Annotated in this window: 7 protein-coding genes; 5 read left to right on the top strand and 2 right to left on the bottom strand. The window is 59.4% G+C overall.

The features are described from left to right. The first annotated feature begins 98 nt into the window (after positions 1-98). From rpoB to Enr13x_RS13775, 5 genes are all read left to right on the top strand, one after another. Complete coding sequence (rpoB, locus tag Enr13x_RS13755; RefSeq protein WP_145386862.1) at positions 99-3,821, top strand: DNA-directed RNA polymerase subunit beta; 3,723 nt, start codon at positions 99-101, stop codon at positions 3,819-3,821. A gap of 216 nt (positions 3,822-4,037) precedes the next feature. Next, positions 4,038-8,447 (top strand): DNA-directed RNA polymerase subunit beta', encoded by a 4,410-nt coding sequence (rpoC, locus tag Enr13x_RS13760; RefSeq protein WP_145386864.1) that lies wholly within the window; start codon positions 4,038-4,040, stop codon positions 8,445-8,447. A gap of 195 nt (positions 8,448-8,642) precedes the next feature. Beyond that, complete coding sequence (locus Enr13x_RS13765; RefSeq protein ID WP_145386866.1) at positions 8,643-9,680, top strand: lysylphosphatidylglycerol synthase transmembrane domain-containing protein; 1,038 nt, start codon at positions 8,643-8,645, stop codon at positions 9,678-9,680. 282 nt (positions 9,681-9,962) lie between these two features. Next, on the top strand, positions 9,963-12,410 hold the full coding sequence (locus Enr13x_RS37940) for a PSD1 and planctomycete cytochrome C domain-containing protein (RefSeq protein ID WP_197456012.1): 2,448 nt from the start codon (positions 9,963-9,965) through the stop codon (positions 12,408-12,410). A 13-nt stretch (positions 12,411-12,423) separates the two neighbouring features. Then, a complete protein-coding gene (locus Enr13x_RS13775) occupies positions 12,424-13,938 on the top strand; it encodes a DUF1501 domain-containing protein (RefSeq protein WP_145386868.1) in 1,515 nt (504 codons plus the stop codon). Between the two features lie 103 nt (positions 13,939-14,041). Here the strand turns inward: Enr13x_RS13775 and Enr13x_RS13780 are convergent, their stop codons facing one another. Both Enr13x_RS13780 and Enr13x_RS13785 read right to left on the bottom strand, forming a co-directional pair. Then, entirely contained in the window at positions 14,042-15,961 is a 1,920-nt protein-coding gene (locus Enr13x_RS13780; RefSeq protein WP_145386870.1) for a PQQ-dependent sugar dehydrogenase, read from the bottom strand. A gap of 137 nt (positions 15,962-16,098) precedes the next feature. Beyond that, positions 16,099-17,409 carry an adenosylmethionine--8-amino-7-oxononanoate transaminase gene (locus tag Enr13x_RS13785; protein ID WP_231744274.1) on the bottom strand — a complete coding sequence of 437 codons (1,311 nt, stop codon included), beginning with the start codon at positions 17,407-17,409 and terminating at the stop codon, positions 16,099-16,101. Positions 17,410-17,437: the final 28 nt, after the last annotated feature.

The following is a 17,437-nucleotide window of genomic DNA, read 5'->3' on the forward strand; positions in this document are numbered from 1 at the left end:
GTTGTCGCAGCAGCAGTGCTTGTAGCAGTTCGGTCGAAACCCATTCGATAGCCGTCCGAGATCATGGATCTCAAGTCCAGCAGGAGCTTTCTTTACCGATGGCAGTTACGTCCCAGCGTCGTCTGATCCCCACAACCGTACGTCACTTTGGAACCGATCTGGGTGGCTTTGAGCTGCCTGATCTGACCGCCTTGCAGACGGCTTCCTACAAGGAATTCTTGCAAGAAGACGTCAACTCACTCACTCGCGAAGACAAAGGGCTTGAAAGCGTCCTGCGAGAAATTTTCCCGATCGCCAGCTATGACGGGAACATCACGCTTGAGTACCTGCGTTACGAGCTCGGGAAGCCGCGCTACACGAGCCAGGAATGTCGGCAGTTGCGTCTGACCTATGGGATGCCGCTGCGGATTTGGCTGCGGCTGAATCGTGAAGAGCCCCACGAGGAAGAGGTCTACTTGGGCGACATGCCGATCATGATGGGTGGCGGCGAATTCATCATCAATGGTGCCGAGCGTGTCGTTGTCAGCCAGCTTCACCGTTCGCCCGGCGTCGATTTTGTCTGGGACACGGACACGACGACCGACCGCAAATTGCCTTCGTGCCGGGTGATCCCCGAACGCGGCAGTTGGGTGGAGTTCAACGTGACGAAGAAAGACGCGTTGACGGTCCGCATCGACCAGAGCGGGAAGTTCGCCGCGACGACCTTGTTGCGGGCGATGGATCCGAAGTACTCGACCGACGCCGATATTTTGCAAGCGTTTTACCCGACCCGCACCGAGAAGCTCTCCAGCGTCAAGAGCGCCGCGAAGATCGAAGGCAAGATCGCGGTCGACGACGTCGTCTTCCCCAGCGGTTCCGAACGGGCCGGTGAAATCATCATCGAAGCCGCCCACCGGATCACCAAAGAGATTGCCGAAGGGATCTGCGTCGCCGGTGTGACGAGCATCCAGTGCATGGACGCCCCCCGGGTTCCGGTGATCTTCAACACGCTGATGGAAGACAACACCGCCAGCCACGAAGAAGCGTTGCTGCGGATCTACCAGCGGCTGCGTCCGGGCAACCCGCCGCAGTTGGAAAAGGCGCGTGTGTTGTTCGAAGAGAAGTTTTACGACGACAACCGCTACCGTCTCGGCAAGGTCGGCCGTTTCCGTTTGAATCGCAAGCTCGGATTGGGCGTCAGCGAATCGGTGATGACGCTGCGACCGGACGACATCATCGAATCGATTCGCTACCTGATCGAGCTGTTCGACCCGGACAGCGCCGCCGAAATCGACGACATCGATCACCTGGGCAACCGCCGGCTGCGAACGATCGACGAACTCGCTTGCGAAGAACTCCGCAAGGGATTCTTGAAACTGCGCCGCACGGTGCAGGAGCGGATGAGTGTCAAAGATGCCCAAGACATGACGCCGCGATCGTTGATCAACCCCAAGAGCGTCTCCGCGGCGATCGATTATTTCTTCGGCCGCGGCGAGCTGTCTCAGGTCGTCGACCAGACCAACCCGCTCAGCCAACTGACGCACGAACGACGGCTGTCGGCACTCGGCCCGGGTGGTTTGAACCGAAAACGAGCCGGTTTCGAAGTTCGCGACGTGCACATTTCACACTACGGACGGATCTGCCCGATCGAGACGCCGGAAGGCACGAACATCGGTCTGATCAGCTCGTTGGCGATCTACGCCGGTGTCGATGACTACGGTTTCTTGATCACCCCGTATCGCTGCGTCAAAGAGGGCGTGGTGACCGACGAAGTGGTGTGGTTGCGGGCCGACGAGGAAAACGAAGCCTATGTGGCTCCGGCCGATACCGAGGTGAAAGACAAGGCGTTGGTCCCCGGACCGAACTTGATCGCCCGGGTCCGCAGTGACTTTAAGATCGTCCAGCCCAACCAGGTCAACTACATGGACGTCGCGCCGAGCCAGATGGTGGGCGTTTCGGCCGGTCTGATTCCGTTTTTGGAGCACGACGACGCCAACCGCGCGTTGATGGGGTCGAACATGCAGCGGCAAGCCGTTCCGTTGCTGGTCGCCGAGCCGCCGATCGTCGGCACCGGGATGGAACGCCAGGTCGCACGCAACAGTGCGATGGTGGTGCGTGCCCGCCGCGCCGGCAAAGTTACCTACGTCGATTCCAGCCGGATCGAAATCGGCAGCGATCACTACGAGCTGAAGAAGTACCAGGGGCTCAACGAACGCACCTGCCAAAACCAAAAGCCGTTGGTGCGGCTGGGCGATGACGTCACCCAAGGTCAAATCATCGCCGATGGTGCCGCGACCCGCGACGGGGAACTTGCCCTGGGGCGGAACGTCCTGGTCGGGTTCATGTCCTTCGACGGATTCAACTACGAAGACGCGATCATCATCAGCGAAGAACTGGTGCGGAACGACACCTACACGTCGATTCACATCGAAGACTTTGACGTCGAAATCCGCGAAACCAAACTCGGCCGCGAAGAGTTCACGCGGGACATCCCCAACGTCAGCGAAAAAGCGCTTCGCAACCTGGACGAAAACGGCATCGTCCAAGTCGGGACGTACGTCAAGCCGGGCGACATCCTGGTCGGCAAGGTCAGTCCGAAAAGCAAGACCGAACTGACGCCGGAAGAGAAGTTGCTGCACGCGATCTTTGGTCGCGCCGGTGAAGACGTCAAAAACGACTCGTTGGAAGTTCCTTCGGGCATCGAAGGCATCGTGATCGACACGCACAAGTTCTCCCGGCGGATGAGTCTGTCCGAAGACGAGCGAAAGGAGTTTGAGCGTGAATTGAAAGAGGTCGAAGCGTCCGGCAACACGGAAATCGCCAGCACGTTCGAATCGCTGGTCCGCGACCTGGAAGACGCCGCCGGTGCGAAGCTGAAAGATTCGACCGGAACGCCACTGGCCGACGGCCAGGATCCGAAGTTCGTCGCCGAACGCGCGATCGCGTTCCGGCTGGATCACATCATGGATCAGGTCAAGGGCGAAGACAAACAGGAAGCGGTCCAGAAGGTTTTCGACACCCAATGGTCCAACGTTGAAGTCGCGATCGATCTTCGTGACCGAAAGCTCAACAGCATGAAGCGGGGTGACGAACTTCGCAGCGGCGTGTTGCAGATGGCCAAGGTTTACATCGCCACCAAACGCGTGATCAGCGTCGGTGACAAGATGGCCGGCCGACACGGAAACAAGGGTGTGATCGCCAAGATCTTGCCGGTCGCCGACATGCCGTTTTTGCCTGACGGAACGCCGCTGCAAATCCTGCTCAATCCGCTGGGCGTTCCCAGTCGGATGAACGTCGGTCAGATTCTCGAGACGCACCTGGGATGGGCCGGAGCGAAACTGGGTTTCCAGTCCATCACGCCGGTCTTCAACGGTGCCAGCGAAGAAGACATCAACGAAGCCTTGGACGAGGCGGGGTTGCCGCGTCACGGGAAAGTCCGCTTGAGCGACGGTCGCACGGGCGAACCGATGGAGCAGGAGACGACGGTCGGCTACATCTATATGTTGAAACTGCACCACCTGGTCGACGACAAGGTTCACGCACGAAGCACCGGTCCGTATTCGTTGATCACCCAACAACCGCTCGGCGGAAAGGCACGCTTCGGCGGCCAGCGTTTCGGCGAGATGGAAGTCTGGGCGTTGGAAGCCTACGGTGCCGCGTACATCCTGCAAGAACTGTTGACCGTCAAGAGCGACGACGTGGAAGGCCGTACCAAGATTTACGAATCGATGGTCAAGGGAGAAAACACGCTGGAAGCCGGTACGCCGGCCAGCTTCGACGTCTTGACCAACGAGATCCGCGGCTTGGCGCTAAACATGCAGCTTGAAAAGAGACCGATTTAGAGCTCTGGGAACGGCTGACTGCGTGAACCCCGCAGTCAGCTCGGCCGTCACGGCGGACGGGTCGATTGCGACCGGTCGGCGGAGACGGCCCGGCGGACTCACGTGCCGCCGCACGCCGATTCAATCGCCGCAACCGCACCAACAACCGGTTGCTGCCACCTTCAATACAAATCAATAGCTAACTGCTAACCGCTAACTGCTAAAGGCTTTCATATCATGTCGATTGGCGAAACCAGCAACTACGATCGCATCAACGATTACGCGTCGGTCCGAATCTCTTTGGCCCGGCCGCAGGACATCAAGAGCTGGTCGTTTGGTGAAGTCAAAAAACCGGAAACGATCAACTACCGGACCTATCGCCCCGAAAAAGACGGACTGTTCTGCGAGCGAATTTTCGGACCGGAAAAGGACTGGGAATGTGCCTGCGGCAAGTACCGGGGCATGAAGTACAAGGGCATGATCTGCGACCGCTGTGGCGTCAAAGTCACGCACAGTCGCGTTCGCCGGAAACGCATGGGGCACATCGATCTGGCCGCCCCGGTCGTCCACATCTGGTTCTTCAAAGCGATGCCGTCACGTTTGGGCAACCTGCTCAACATGAAGACCAGTTCGCTTGAGAAAGTGATCTATTTCCAGGATTACGTCGTCGTCGATCCGGGCCAGACCGACCTGGAACATCAGCAATTGCTGACCGAAGAAGAATTCCGCGCCGCACGCCAACAGTACGGACCGGGAACCTTTGAAGCCGACATGGGGGCCGAAGCGGTTCGCAAGCTGCTGAACCAATTGGACCTGGTTCAACTGTCCGAGCAATTGCGGATCGAGCTGGATGAAACCGGCAGCAAGCAGAAGAAAAAGGATCTGACGAACCGTTTGAAGATCGTCGAATCAATCCGCGACAGCGACAACCGCCCCGAGTGGATGGTGCTGGACGTGATCCCGGTGATCCCCCCGGACTTGCGTCCGTTGGTTCTGTTGGACAGCGGGAACTTTGCGACCAGCGATTTGAATGACCTGTATCGACGGATCATCAACCGCAACAATCGGCTGCGAAAGTTGGTCGATTTGAACGCGCCGGAAGTGATCATTCGCAACGAAAAGCGAATGCTGCAGCAATCCGTCGACGCGTTGTTTGACAACAACCGTTGCAAGCGTCCGGTGCTGGGTTCGTCCAACCGGCCGCTGAAATCGTTGACCGACATGATCAAGGGGAAACAAGGTCGTTTCCGTGAGAACCTGCTCGGCAAGCGAGTCGATTATTCGGCACGGAGTGTGATCGTCGTCGGCCCGCGACTGAAACTGCACCAATGTGGTCTGCCCAAAAAGATCGCGTTGGAACTGTACCAGCCGTTCATCATCCGCCGCTTGAAGGAACTTGGTCACGCCGACACGATCAAGTCGGCCAAAAAGATGCTCGAGCGCAAGGACGAAGAGGTCTGGGACATTCTGGAACAGGTCATCACCAACCACCCCGTGCTGCTCAACCGGGCCCCGACGTTGCACCGGATGGGGATCCAGGCGTTCGAGCCGACCTTGGTCGAAGGCAACGCGATCAACTTGCACCCGCTGGTCTGCAAGGGATTCAACGCCGACTTCGACGGCGACCAGATGGCCGTCCACTTGCCGCTTTCGATCGAAGCCCAAGTCGAAGCGCACACGTTGATGATGAGTACGAACAACGTGTTCGCGCCGTCCAACGGAAAACCGATCATGAGTCCGTCGCAGGACATCGTGATGGGTTGCTACTACATGACGTGCGAGTTGCCCGATCGCAAGGGCGAAGGCATGACGTTCGCCGGGTACGACGAAGTCGAATTCGCCTACGCCCAAGGCATCGTCGACTTGCACGCCAAGATCAAGATGCGACTGCCCAAGCACCAGCGTCTGAAAACGGAAGAGAACGACGCCAAGTACGGCGCGATCATCGAAACCACGCCGGGCCGCGTTCGGTTCAACGAAATGTTGCCCGACGGCATGGATTTCTACAACCGCGCGATGCGCAGCGGCGACTTGGCCAGCGCGATCAGCGACTGTTACCAACGACTCGGCCGTCGCCCGACGATCCACCTGCTCGATGACATGATGCAGATGGGCTTCCGCGAGTCGACGCGAAGTGGTCTGTCGTTTGCAACCGACGACTTGGTCACGCCGGAATCCAAGGTCGGCTTTATCAAGGAAGCGGAAAAAGAGGTGATGCGTCTGAAGAAGGCGTACGACCGCGGTCAAATGGCCGACGACGAACGCTACAACATGGTGCTCGACGAATGGACCAAGGCGCGGGAATTGATCACGACCGACATGATGGCCGCGATGGAATCCGACGTGCGAAAGGGCGGTTGGTACATCAACCCCGTCTTCTTGATGAGTCACTCGGGTGCTCGTGGTGGTATCGCCCAGATCCGCCAGTTGGCCGGGATGCGTGGTCTGATGGCCAAGCCGACGGGTGAGATCATCGAGACGCCGATTAAGGCGAACTTCCGCGAAGGGCTGTCGGTACTGGAGTACTTCAGTTCCACGCACGGTGCCCGCAAGGGTCTGGCCGACACGGCATTGAAGACCGCCGACAGCGGTTACCTGACTCGGAAACTGGCCGACGTCGCGCAGAACGTCGTCATCACCATGGACGATTGCGGCACCACCCAGGGCATCACCAAGGGGGTCGTCTATCGCGGTGAAAAAGTCGAAGTTCGCTTGGCCGATTCGATCAACGGTCGCGTCAGCCGAAAATCGATCGTCAATCCGGTGACCGACGAAGTCGTGGTCGGCGAAAGCGAAATGATCACGCCCGAGATCGCTCGCAAGATCGAGCAAATGGGCTTGGAAAAACTGCAAGTCCGTTCGCCGATGACCTGCGACGCTCCCCTGGGGGTTTGCCGCCGTTGTTACGGGATGGACATGTCGACCGGTGCCATGGTTGAAGAAGGCATGGCGGTCGGGATCATCGCCGCACAGTCGATCGGCGAGCCCGGCACGCAATTGACGATGCGTACGTTCCACATCGGTGGTTCGGTCAGCAAAGCGATGCAGGAATCCGACATCAAGAGCAAGAAGGCCGGTGAGGTTCGATTGACGCGAATCCGTGCGGTCGAAAACGCCGAAGGTCGCAAGGTCGTTCTGACGCGTAACGGTGAAATCGCCCTGGTCGATGATCGCGGTCGAGAATTCGAAAGCTATCCGATCCCGACCGGGTCGATGCTGATGGTCGAAGACGGCCAAAAGGTCAAACCGGGCGAAACGCTATGCGAGTGGAATCCCTACTCGGTGCCGATCCTTTCGGAAGTCTCCGGTAAGGTCCGTTTCGAAGACATCGTCGAAGGCGAAACGGTTCGATCGGAAAAAGAAGCCAGCGGTAAGATGCGAATGGTCGTCGTCGATCACAAGGGTGACCTGCACCCCCAGATCGTCGTCGAAGACAACACCGGCAAGGCGTTGAACGTTCAGTTTCTGCCGGAAAAAGCGACCATCTCCGTCGTCGACGGACAGGACATCGTGCCCGGTAACGTGCTTGCCGAAATGCCCCGCGACAGCGGCGGTGTTTCCGACATCACCGGCGGTTTGCCACGGGTCACCGAGATCTTCGAGGCTCGCAAGCCGAAGGATCCCGCGATCATCGCCGAAGTCGACGGTGAAGTGGAAATCATGCCCGAAAAGAAGCGTGGCAAGACGACCGTCATCGTCCGCAGCGAATCGGGCATCGAACGCGAACACTTGATCCCGACCGGGAAGCACTTCCTGGTGCACACCGGCGATATGGTCAAAGCTGGCCAGTCCATCGTCGATGGGCCGCTGGTTCCGCACGACATTCTGCGGGTTTCCGGTGAAGAAGCAGTGCAGCAGTACCTGCTGCACGAAATCCAACAGGTCTATCAATCGCAGAAGGTCGAGATCAACGACAAGCACTGCGAGATCATCATCGCGCGGATGTTGCGGAAGGTGAAGGTCGAGTCGCCCGGCGACACCAGCCTGTTGCCCGGATTGGTGATCGACCGGTTCCAGTTCCGTCACGCCAATCAAGAGCTGTCCAAGTGCATCAAGATCGCCAATGCCGGCGATAGTGACTACACCGAAGGCATGATCATTCCGAAGGATCTGTTCGAAGAAACCAACGCCAAGATCGAAGCCGAGGGCGGCACGCCGATGAAGGGCAAGCGGCCCAAGAAGGCGACTGCCAGCACCCAGTTGCTGGGGATCACCAAGGCGGCCGTTCAGTCGAACTCGTTCATCTCGGCGGCGTCGTTCCAGGAAACCACCAAGGTTTTGACCGAGGCCGCGTTGGCGGGCAAGGTCGACAAGCTGGTCGGATTGAAAGAGAACGTCATCCTGGGACACCTGATCCCAGCCGGTACCGGGTTCCGCTTGTTCCAAGAATCGGAAGTCAACTACCGTCGCGAAGCACTCGAAGCGTTGGCCGAAGCCCCCGTGCAAAGCCTGGAAGAACAGTTCCCGCTGTTGGAAGCCGGCGACGACGTTCTGGGGCCCGGGAGTCCGGTCGATCAAGGTTCGAGCGAAGCCGAAGCGGCGATGCAACAATTGATGAACGATCCGACGCCTGCGACGCCCGATTCGGATGCAAGCGGTCAACCGCCGGTTTCCGACGGTGACGGGGGGACGGTTCTGGGCGAGTAAACGTCGCACGGAAGAATAAGTGGGATAGGCTTCCAGCCTGTCGACGCTGGAATGACAGGCTGGAAGCCTATCCCACAATCAATCCCCGCCACTTATTCTTCCGACGGTCCTCAATCGACAGCCCGCTCGCGCCGTTCCGCTAAAAGCGCGTCCCAGCATTGACCCTTCTTCAGGCGGCCGACTATTCTGCCGCCTATGAAATCTAAGCGTCACCTCTTTGCAACGTTTTGCAAAATCGCGATCCCGCTGGGGATCATCGTTTTCCTGCTGTTCCGGGTCGAACCGCAGCAGTGGGAGACGCTCTCGCAGCACGACAAGAACTACCCGCTGCTGGTGGGCGCGTTGTTGGTCGCCGTTGCCGCGATCAGTCTTTCGTTCATCCGCTGGTGTTTGCTCGTTCGCTGCCAGGGGATCGAGCTGACGGTTTTGGAAGCGTTCCGATTGGGCGCGATCTGTTTTCTGCTGAATTTTGTTTCCGCCGGTAGCGTCGGCGGCGACCTGTTCAAAGCGATTTTTTTGGCCAAACGTCGGCCGGGCCGTCGCGTTCAGGCCGTCGCGTCGGTGCTGGTCGATCGCGGAGTCGGTCTGTACGGGCTGTTGCTGCTGGCTTCAGTCGCGTTCTATTTCCAGCCCGGTGGTGATGCGTCCGCCCTCGGCGGCGAGGAGATGCATCAATTGAAACTGGGGACAGCGATCCTGGTCGGTGTCGGCACGGCGGTTCTGGCGGGTTTGGTGTTTGGCGGTCGCGTCGTCGATCGCTTGGTCCGCTGGGGCGAGAGACTGCCGGTGATCGGAGGAGTGATTCACCGCGTCGGTCCACCGCTGCGAATGTTCCACGATCACCCGATCGCGTTTGGGATTTCGATTCTGATGAGTATCGGCGTGCATGCGATGCTGACGCTCAGCATGTACCTGATCGCCCGCGGGCTGTACCCGTCGGTTCCTTCCCTGGGCGATCATTTCATCATCGTGCCGATCGGGATGTTGGCATCGGCGTTGCCCCTGACGCCCGCCGGGATCGGGGTGTTCGAAGCCGCGATCGAGTGGCTCTATAAATTGATTCCCTCCGAGCCGACCGACGCATCGGGAACCTTGATCGCGCTGGTTTTTGAAATGGTCAAAGTGATCATCGCGATCATCGGCACGGTGTTCTACTGGACCGCGGGCGCTGAGGTGAAAGAGAGTTTGGAAGAAGCCGAACACGCCGAGGAAAGCGGTGAGCCCTTGGAGTAGGCCTGGGGGGTGCAGAGCGTTTGTCTCCCGAAAGGGTAACCCGGTGAAGGATTTGTTAGCGGCAGGGCGCGAGCGGGCTGTCGATTTTGTGAGCCGCGACGCGTAAGCGGCCGGGCACTGCGACGCTGCCCGGGGCCTTACGGCCAGCGGCTCATCATTAGCCCGCTCGCGCCGTTCCGCTAAAACAAATTCAACACGCCACGTTGAGGGCCGCGGTTCAATCGATCGCGCGGGGTTTCAGGTTCGCTGTATCGCTGGCCGGTTTGTGTTTACAATTCAGGGATGAGAACTTCAATCCTGGTCATCCTTGCGATGACCCTATCGATCATGGTGGAAACCGGTGCCGCCGACCCGGCTCCGGTCGCAATCGATTTTTCACGTGAAATCCTGCCGGTCCTATCGGACAAGTGTTTCGTCTGTCACGGACCCGACACCGACGAAGAGGTTGCGTTGCGTTTGGATTCCTACGAGGCGGCGACCAGCGATCTCGGCGGATACCGGGCGATCGACCCGGATGATTTGGCATCCAGCGAACTGGTGCTGCGGATTTTGTCCGAAGACGATCCGATGCCGCCCGCGGAGGCGGAAAAACAGCTAACTGATGCCGAGAAACGATTGCTCACCGAGTGGGTTTCCCAGGGCGGTGAGTATTCCCAGCACTGGGCGTTCATTCCGCCTAAAAAACGTCTGCCGTCCCTGCCCGACAGCGGCGCTGCCCGGTCGCAGATCAATCCGATCGATTGGTTCGTGGCGGCGAAACAACGCGGTCGCCAGATCGACTTTGCCCCCGAAGCCGCGCCGGAAACCCTCGCCCGACGGGCATCCTTGACGCTTTGCGGGTTGCCGCCCGAACCGCAGCAGCTGGCGGAATTTCTGAGGGACGGCCGAGCCGACGCGTACGAGCGGTATGTCGATCGCTTGCTGAACAAGTCCAGCTTTGGAGAACATCAGGCACGGCATTGGCTCGACGCGGTGCGTTACGGTGACACCCACGGTTTGCATTTGGACAACCGCCGTGGTGTCTATCCCTACCGCGACTGGGTCGTGTCGGCGCTCAATGAAAATTTGCCGCTGGACGATTTCATCACGTGGCAATTGGCGGGCGACTTGCTGCCCGATCCCAGCATGGAGCAATTGGTCGCGACCGGGTATGTCCGGATGAATCCGACCAGCGGCGAGGGCGGCGCGATCGAAGCGGAGTACCAAGCGAAGAACAACTTTGACCGAACCGAAAATCTGGGGGCGGTGTTGTTGGGCATGACGCTCACCTGTGCCCGTTGCCACACGCACAAGTATGACCCGGTGCCGCAGACGGAGTATTACCGTTTGATGGCGTTTTTTAACAGCACGGCCGAGCCGGCCTTGGACCGGAATAAATACGACTATGGGCCGACAACCAAAGCGCCGAGCGATCCGAGTCAATGGGCGCAATGGCGACAACTGAACGACCGGCTGGAACAGTTGATTGATGCGGCGACGGATGAGATCGCGGATACAGACGCGGCCTCGAAAGCATGGTCCGATGCGACGGATCGAGAAAAACTGGAATCGTTGGCCGACCCCGACGGCCGGTTTTCGTCGTTGAGCGTGCACACCGAAGCGGCGTTGCTGAGACAGAAACTCGAATCATTGGAGCAAGGTTTTACAACCACGCTTGTCGCGAAGGACTTGCCGACACCGCGGCCGACTCGCGTGCTCAGCCGTGGAGAGTACAACCTGCCCATCGGCGATCCGCTCGAGCCCGGCGTGCTGACGGCCATGGGAGCCTTTCCTGAAGGAGCGCCGCGGGATCGATTGGGGCTGGCACAATGGCTGACCTCACCCAATCATCCGACCGTCGCGCGGGTGTTGATCAACCGCGTCTGGCAACAGACCTTTGGGCACGGACTGGTTCGAACTCCCGAAGATTTTGGTTTGCAGGGAGCTTACCCGACGCACCCTGATTTGCTGGACTGGCTGGCCGTGGAGTTGCTAGAAAGTGGCTGGGATCTCAAGCATCTGTTGCGGATGATGGTCACCAGCCGAACCTTTCGTCAAAGCTCGGCCTGGCGGCAGGACGTCGATGATCCGGAAAACCGACTTTGGTCACGTGGGCCGAGCTATCGGTTGGACGCGGAAGTGATTCGCGACATCGGCCTTTGGTCCGGCAACTTGCTCGATCCACTGATGGGCGGCGAAGGCGTCAAACCGTACCAGCCCGCCGGGATGTGGCAGGCGTTGGCTCATCCGGCCAGCAACACCAAGAGCTACGAGCGCGATCACGGACGGAGACTTTATCGCCGCAGCTTGTACGTCTATTGGAAACGCACCAGCCCGCATCCGATGATGACTTTGTTTGATGCCCCGGATCGGGAGACGAGTTGCGTTCGTCGCTCGCGGACCAGCACGGCACTGCAATCGTTGGCGCTGCTCAATGAAACCCAGCGGATTGAAATGGCCCGCATGTTGGCCCAGCGATTGATGCACGAGCGGAGTGACGTTGGGTCGCGAATGGATCTGCTGTTTCGTCTGCTCGCCAGTCGAGGGCCGTCGCCGACCGAAACCGATGCGTTCGAGCAATTGTTGCAGAAAATGCTTCAGCGGTATCGCGACAACGCGGACGACGCCCGCGCCTTGCTCTCGACCGGCGATATCGCCAGAGATGAAACGTTGGACCCCGCCGAGCACGCCGCCTGGACCCAAGTCGCGTTGACCCTGTTGGCCAGCGACCTGGCGATCATTTTGTACTAAACGAGATTGACTGATGAACCTTTCTGACGCACTGCATCGGCAGCAACTGGCGACGACGCGGCGGCAACTGTTCGGCCGCACGGCACTCGGGTTGGGAACCGCTTCGATGGCGGGCCTGTTGGGTGACGAGTTGTCGGCAGCGGGAACCGGCGCAGCGACGACCGGTGGCGGCCTGCATCACATGCCCACCGCCAAACGCGTGATTTACCTGTTCATGAGCGGCGGACCGAGCCAACATGACCTCTGGGATTACAAGCCCAAGTTGGCCGACATGTTCGGCGAACAATTGCCGGCCGAAGTCCGTGACGGCCAGCGGATCACGGGCATGACGTCCAATCAAAAGAGTGGATTGCCGCTTTGTCCCAGCAAGTACAAGTTCACCAAGCACGACAACAATCAAGACGGGGTCTGGATCAGCGAGTTGCTGCCGCACACCGCCAAGGTCGCGCGAGAATTGTGTGTCGTGCACAGCACGTTTACCGAAGCGATCAATCATGATCCGGCGGTCACCTACATTCAAACGGGCAGCCAGATCGCGGGCCGCCCCAGTTTGGGTGCCTGGCTGAGTTATGGTCTGGGCAGCATGAATGAAGATCTGCCGCATTACGTGGTGATGCACGCGCATTCAAAGCACGCCGAACAGAGTCTGTTCAATCGACTGTGGGGACCGGGATTCTTGCCGGCCGATCACCAAGGCATGTTGCTGCGCAGCAGCGGCGATCCGGTCTTGTACCTGAGCAATCCACCGGGCGTGACGTCGTCCGATCGCCGTAACCAGCTTGATGCGTTGGCGGCGATCAACCAGGAACAGCACCGGCACTTTGGCAACCCCGAGATTCTGGCGCGGATCAAGCAACATGAAATGGCGTACCGGATGCAAACCTCGGTTCCGGAGTTGATGGATTTTTCCAGTGAGTCGGAGTCGACCTTCGAGCTCTACGGCGAGGAAGCCCGGACGCCGGGGACATTCGCGGCGTGTTGCTTGAACGCCCGCCGTTTGGCCGAACGGGGAGTCCGCAATATCCAGATCTTCCATCGGGGGTGGGACGCCCACGGTCGGTTGCCGACCGAGCATGAATCACAGTGCAAAGACGTCGACCAGGGGTGTGCCGCTCTGGTGCACGATCTGCGGCAGCGCGGCATGCTGGACGATACGTTGGTGATTTGGGGCGGCGAATTCGGCCGCACCGTGTACTGCCAAGGCAATCTGACACGGGAAAATTACGGACGCGACCATCACCCGCGTTGCTTCACCGTTTGGATGGCCGGCGGGGGCATCAAGGCGGGGATCACGTACGGGCGGACGGATGATTACGGCTACAACATCGTCAACGCCGACGGCAGCCCGATGATCCCGCGTCCCGAAAAGGAGCATTGGACTCCGGGGACGATGCACATCCACGACCTCAACGCGACGATCTTGCACCTGTTGGGCATCGATCATCGCAAACTGACCTATCGCTACCAGGGACGTGATTTTCGGCTGACGGACGTGGATGGGCACGTCATGCACGACTTGATCGCGTGACCGACCAGAGCGAGAAAGTACGACGGCCTTTCCAGACCGTCGAAACCAGCGACAGCCTGGAAAGGCTGTCGTACATGAGCCTGCTAAACCCGTGATGACGTGCTTAGTTGGCGAAGCGGTAAATGCATTCGCCGCGAGGGCTCTCGGTGAAGTAATAGATTTCACCGTTTTGATCTTCGCCGAAACCAAGCACCTGGACGCCTTCGGGAATCACTTGCTCGTTGGCGGTCGCGCGTTTGGTTTCCGGGTCGAAGGACAAGGCCCAGACCACGCCGGTGACGTAGTCGGCGTAGAGGTACTTGCCGTTGAGCTCGGGAAGGCGTGCGTTGCGATACACACGGCCGCCGGTGATCGAACGGCCGATGCGGTGATCGTATTGCCAGACCGGATCGATCGGGTCACTGACGCCGGCGACCGGGGGGCGGTTGCCGAAGCTGTTGGTGCCTTCCCGATTGCTCCAGCCATAGTTGCCGCCCTTGGTGACGACGTTGACTTCTTCCCAAAGTTCTTGTCCGACGTCGCCCATCCACAGGTCGCCCGTTTGGCGGTCGAAGGCCAGACGCCAGGGATTGCGAATCCCGAAGGCGTAGATTTCGGGATGGGCGTCCGGCGTTTTGACGAACGGGTTGTCGCTGGGGATGCCGTAGCCTTTGTCACCCGAAGGGTTGTCGACGTCGATTCGCAGGATCGACCCGAGCAGTTTTGACAGGTCTTGGCCGGCCGCTTTGGGGTCGTTGCGATCGCCACCGTCGCCGAGCCCGATGTACAAGTACCCGTCGGGGCCGAACTCCATGCTGCCGCCGTTGTGATTCTTGTACGGCTGGGCGATCTCCATCACCATCCGTTCGGTCGCGGCATCGGCCTTGTTCGGGTTGTCCTTGGACATGGTGAACTCGCTGACGACGGATCGATCGTTATCGGCATCGGAGTAGTAAACGTAGAACTTTTGGTTGTTCTTGAAATCGGGGTGCATCGCCAAGCCGAGCAGACCTTGTTCGTTGCCGCCACTGTTTTTCCAATCGGCGACTTCGCTGCGCATGTCGAGCACCCGATGTGACTTGACGGTTTGGGGATCGTTTTGGAACGCCCAGATCTCGCCGTACTGCGACGCGATGAACACGCGGTTGCTGTCGTCACGCGGATAGGTCAGTTCCAGAATCCGCAGCGAGCGGATCTTGCCGTCGTCATCCACCGCTTCCCATTGGTCCAGTTTCAGATTGGGGAACGCGAGTTCGCTCTTCAATTCAAGCTTTCCGTCGATCGGTTGCGGCACGCTGCCGTCGTCGTTGATGCGACGAACCTTGATGTTGCGGTACGCGACCTTGTCACCATGATCTTGCAAGCAGATGTGTCCCTTGCCGGCTTTACCGAACGCCGGGAACTTGGCGAACTTGCTTTGCGAGACGCGTCGGTTCCAGTCGTTGTTCCCGATTTTGAAGGTGTAGTATCGCACGCCGTTCAGGCAGACCTCGCAGCCTTGGGGGGCGATCCTCAGGTAGATTTGATTCCACTGGCCGGCCGGTCGCGAGGAGTCGACGGGCGTCTGGTCGGCAGCCCAACGCGGCGGCGTGGGCTTATACAACTGATACAGCCAACCCGCCTTCTGTGGGTCGTGGCCGTCGACGTTGTCTTGGATCTGGATTTCCGGTCCGCTGTGCCACGGTTTGGCGTTGTCTTCGGTGACATGAAACATCAGCCCGCTGTTGCCTTCGGGGCTGATTTTGTAATCGATCAGCAGTTCAAAGGCGTCGTACTTTTCTTTGCTGATGATGTCGCCGGCACCTTTTTCGGCGCGGACCAGCGTTCCATCGACGACTTTCCAGCCCTCGCCGAGCGTGTCCTTTTGGTAGTTGCGCCAGGCGTCGGCGGACTTTCCATCAAACAGCAGTTTCCAGCCGCTGCGTTTTTCGGCCTCGCTCAGCTGATTCGCACCGGTCTGCGCAAACGCGGAACTGGGGACGCCGACCATGCAGGTCACGGCAAAGGCGGCGGCGCATTTGCCGACAAGTTTCAGAAGGATCATGCAAAGATACCGAACAGGGGTAAAAGGGCAGGGGAGAGCAGGAAGGCGACCGCCAGCGAGGGTTGGGCCGAATCGATTCGCGGCGACCATTATTTCCCGAAAGCAGACCGCCAACAACAACCGAGTCTGTGAATTTGTCAACTCTCTCGCGGCCAGCGCGCCCATTGACGGGTCACCGAAACGATCGCGTCGCCGACTTTTTCCAGTTCATCCGAGGAAATCACCAGCGGCGGTGTCGTGTAGATGCAGTCGCCGAAGGGGCGAATCAAGACGCCCTGGCGGATAAACATGTCCCGCAGTCGGTCGACGTGATCGAGCGAATCGACCTGAACGACACCGATCGCACCCTTGACGCGGACGTCGACGACCCGGTCGATTTGGCGACAGGGCGCCAACAATTCGCTCAGTCCCGCTTCGATCGTTCGCGCCTGGTCCAGCCTCGGCTCTCGCTGAAATAGATCCAGCGACGCCCCCGCGGCGGCACAGGCCAGGGGGTTGGCCATGAAGGTCGGCCCATGCATCAACGCTTTGGACGCGTCGTCCGACCAGAACGCATCAAACACCCGATCGGTTGCCACCGTCGCCGCCATCCCGATCATGCCGGCCGTGAGTGCTTTGCCCAGGCAGATCAGGTCCGGAACGATGTCGGCCTGTTCGATCGCGAACAGGGTTCCGGTGCGTCCGAATCCGGTCGCCAATTCGTCGGCGATCAGCAACACATCATTGTCGCGACAGCATTGGGCGATCGAACTCAGTACCTCGGGTGAGTGAAAGCGCATTCCGCCGGCGCCTTGCACCAGGGGTTCGATGAATACCCCCGCCAGGCGGTCGCGATGCTGCTCGAGCAGAGATTGGAATCGTTGCATCGAATCATCGTCGCGGGGGATGTCGACGTTAAATTGTTGCAGCAACGCGCCTTCAAAATGCGCGTGCATGCTGCGCTCGGGATCACACAACGACATCGCGCCGGTGGTGTCGCCGTGGTAGGCATTGGCGAATGACAAGAAACGGGTGCGGCCCCGCTGGCCACGATTGCGATGGAACTGGATCGCGATCTTCATCGCAACTTCGACCGCGACGGATCCGGAATCACAAAAGAAGACGCGGTTCAGGTCACCGGGCAGCAGCGCGGCCAGACGGCGGGCGAGCATCAACGCCGGTTCGTGGTTGATCCCGCCGAACATCACGTGCGGCATGGTGTCAAGTTGTCGATGCATCGCATCGACGACGTGCGGGTGGTTGTATCCGTGACAGGCCGACCACCAAGACGCCAGCCCATCGATCAATCGTCGCCCATCGCTCAAGTGCAAGTAGACGCCTTCGGTCCGCTCAACCGCCAGCGGCATTGGTGCCGTCTTCATTTGGCAATACGGCATCCACAGATGTTCGTATCCCTGTCGTTGCCAATCGGGAACGTTGGAAACGTCGGGTGCAGCATCGGTTTTCAAAGACGGCGGGGGGGCGATGTCGGGACCT

Origin of the sequence: Stieleria neptunia (assembly GCF_007754155.1) — a bacterium.
GTDB classification, from domain to species: domain Bacteria; phylum Planctomycetota; class Planctomycetia; order Pirellulales; family Pirellulaceae; genus Stieleria; species Stieleria neptunia.

What these genes read in the sequence shown, in the direction of transcription:
- Enr13x_RS13780 (WP_145386870.1), bottom strand. Translation starts at nt 15,961, where the DNA reads ATGATCCTTCTGAAACTTGTCGGCAAATGCGCCGCCGCCTTTGCCGTG.
- rpoC (WP_145386864.1), top strand. Translation starts at nt 4,038, where the DNA reads ATGTCGATTGGCGAAACCAGCAACTACGATCGCATCAACGATTACGCG.
- rpoB (WP_145386862.1), top strand. Translation starts at nt 99, where the DNA reads ATGGCAGTTACGTCCCAGCGTCGTCTGATCCCCACAACCGTACGTCAC.
- Enr13x_RS13775 (WP_145386868.1), top strand. Translation starts at nt 12,424, where the DNA reads ATGAACCTTTCTGACGCACTGCATCGGCAGCAACTGGCGACGACGCGG.
- Enr13x_RS37940 (WP_197456012.1), top strand. Translation starts at nt 9,963, where the DNA reads ATGAGAACTTCAATCCTGGTCATCCTTGCGATGACCCTATCGATCATG.
- Enr13x_RS13765 (WP_145386866.1), top strand. Translation starts at nt 8,643, where the DNA reads ATGAAATCTAAGCGTCACCTCTTTGCAACGTTTTGCAAAATCGCGATC.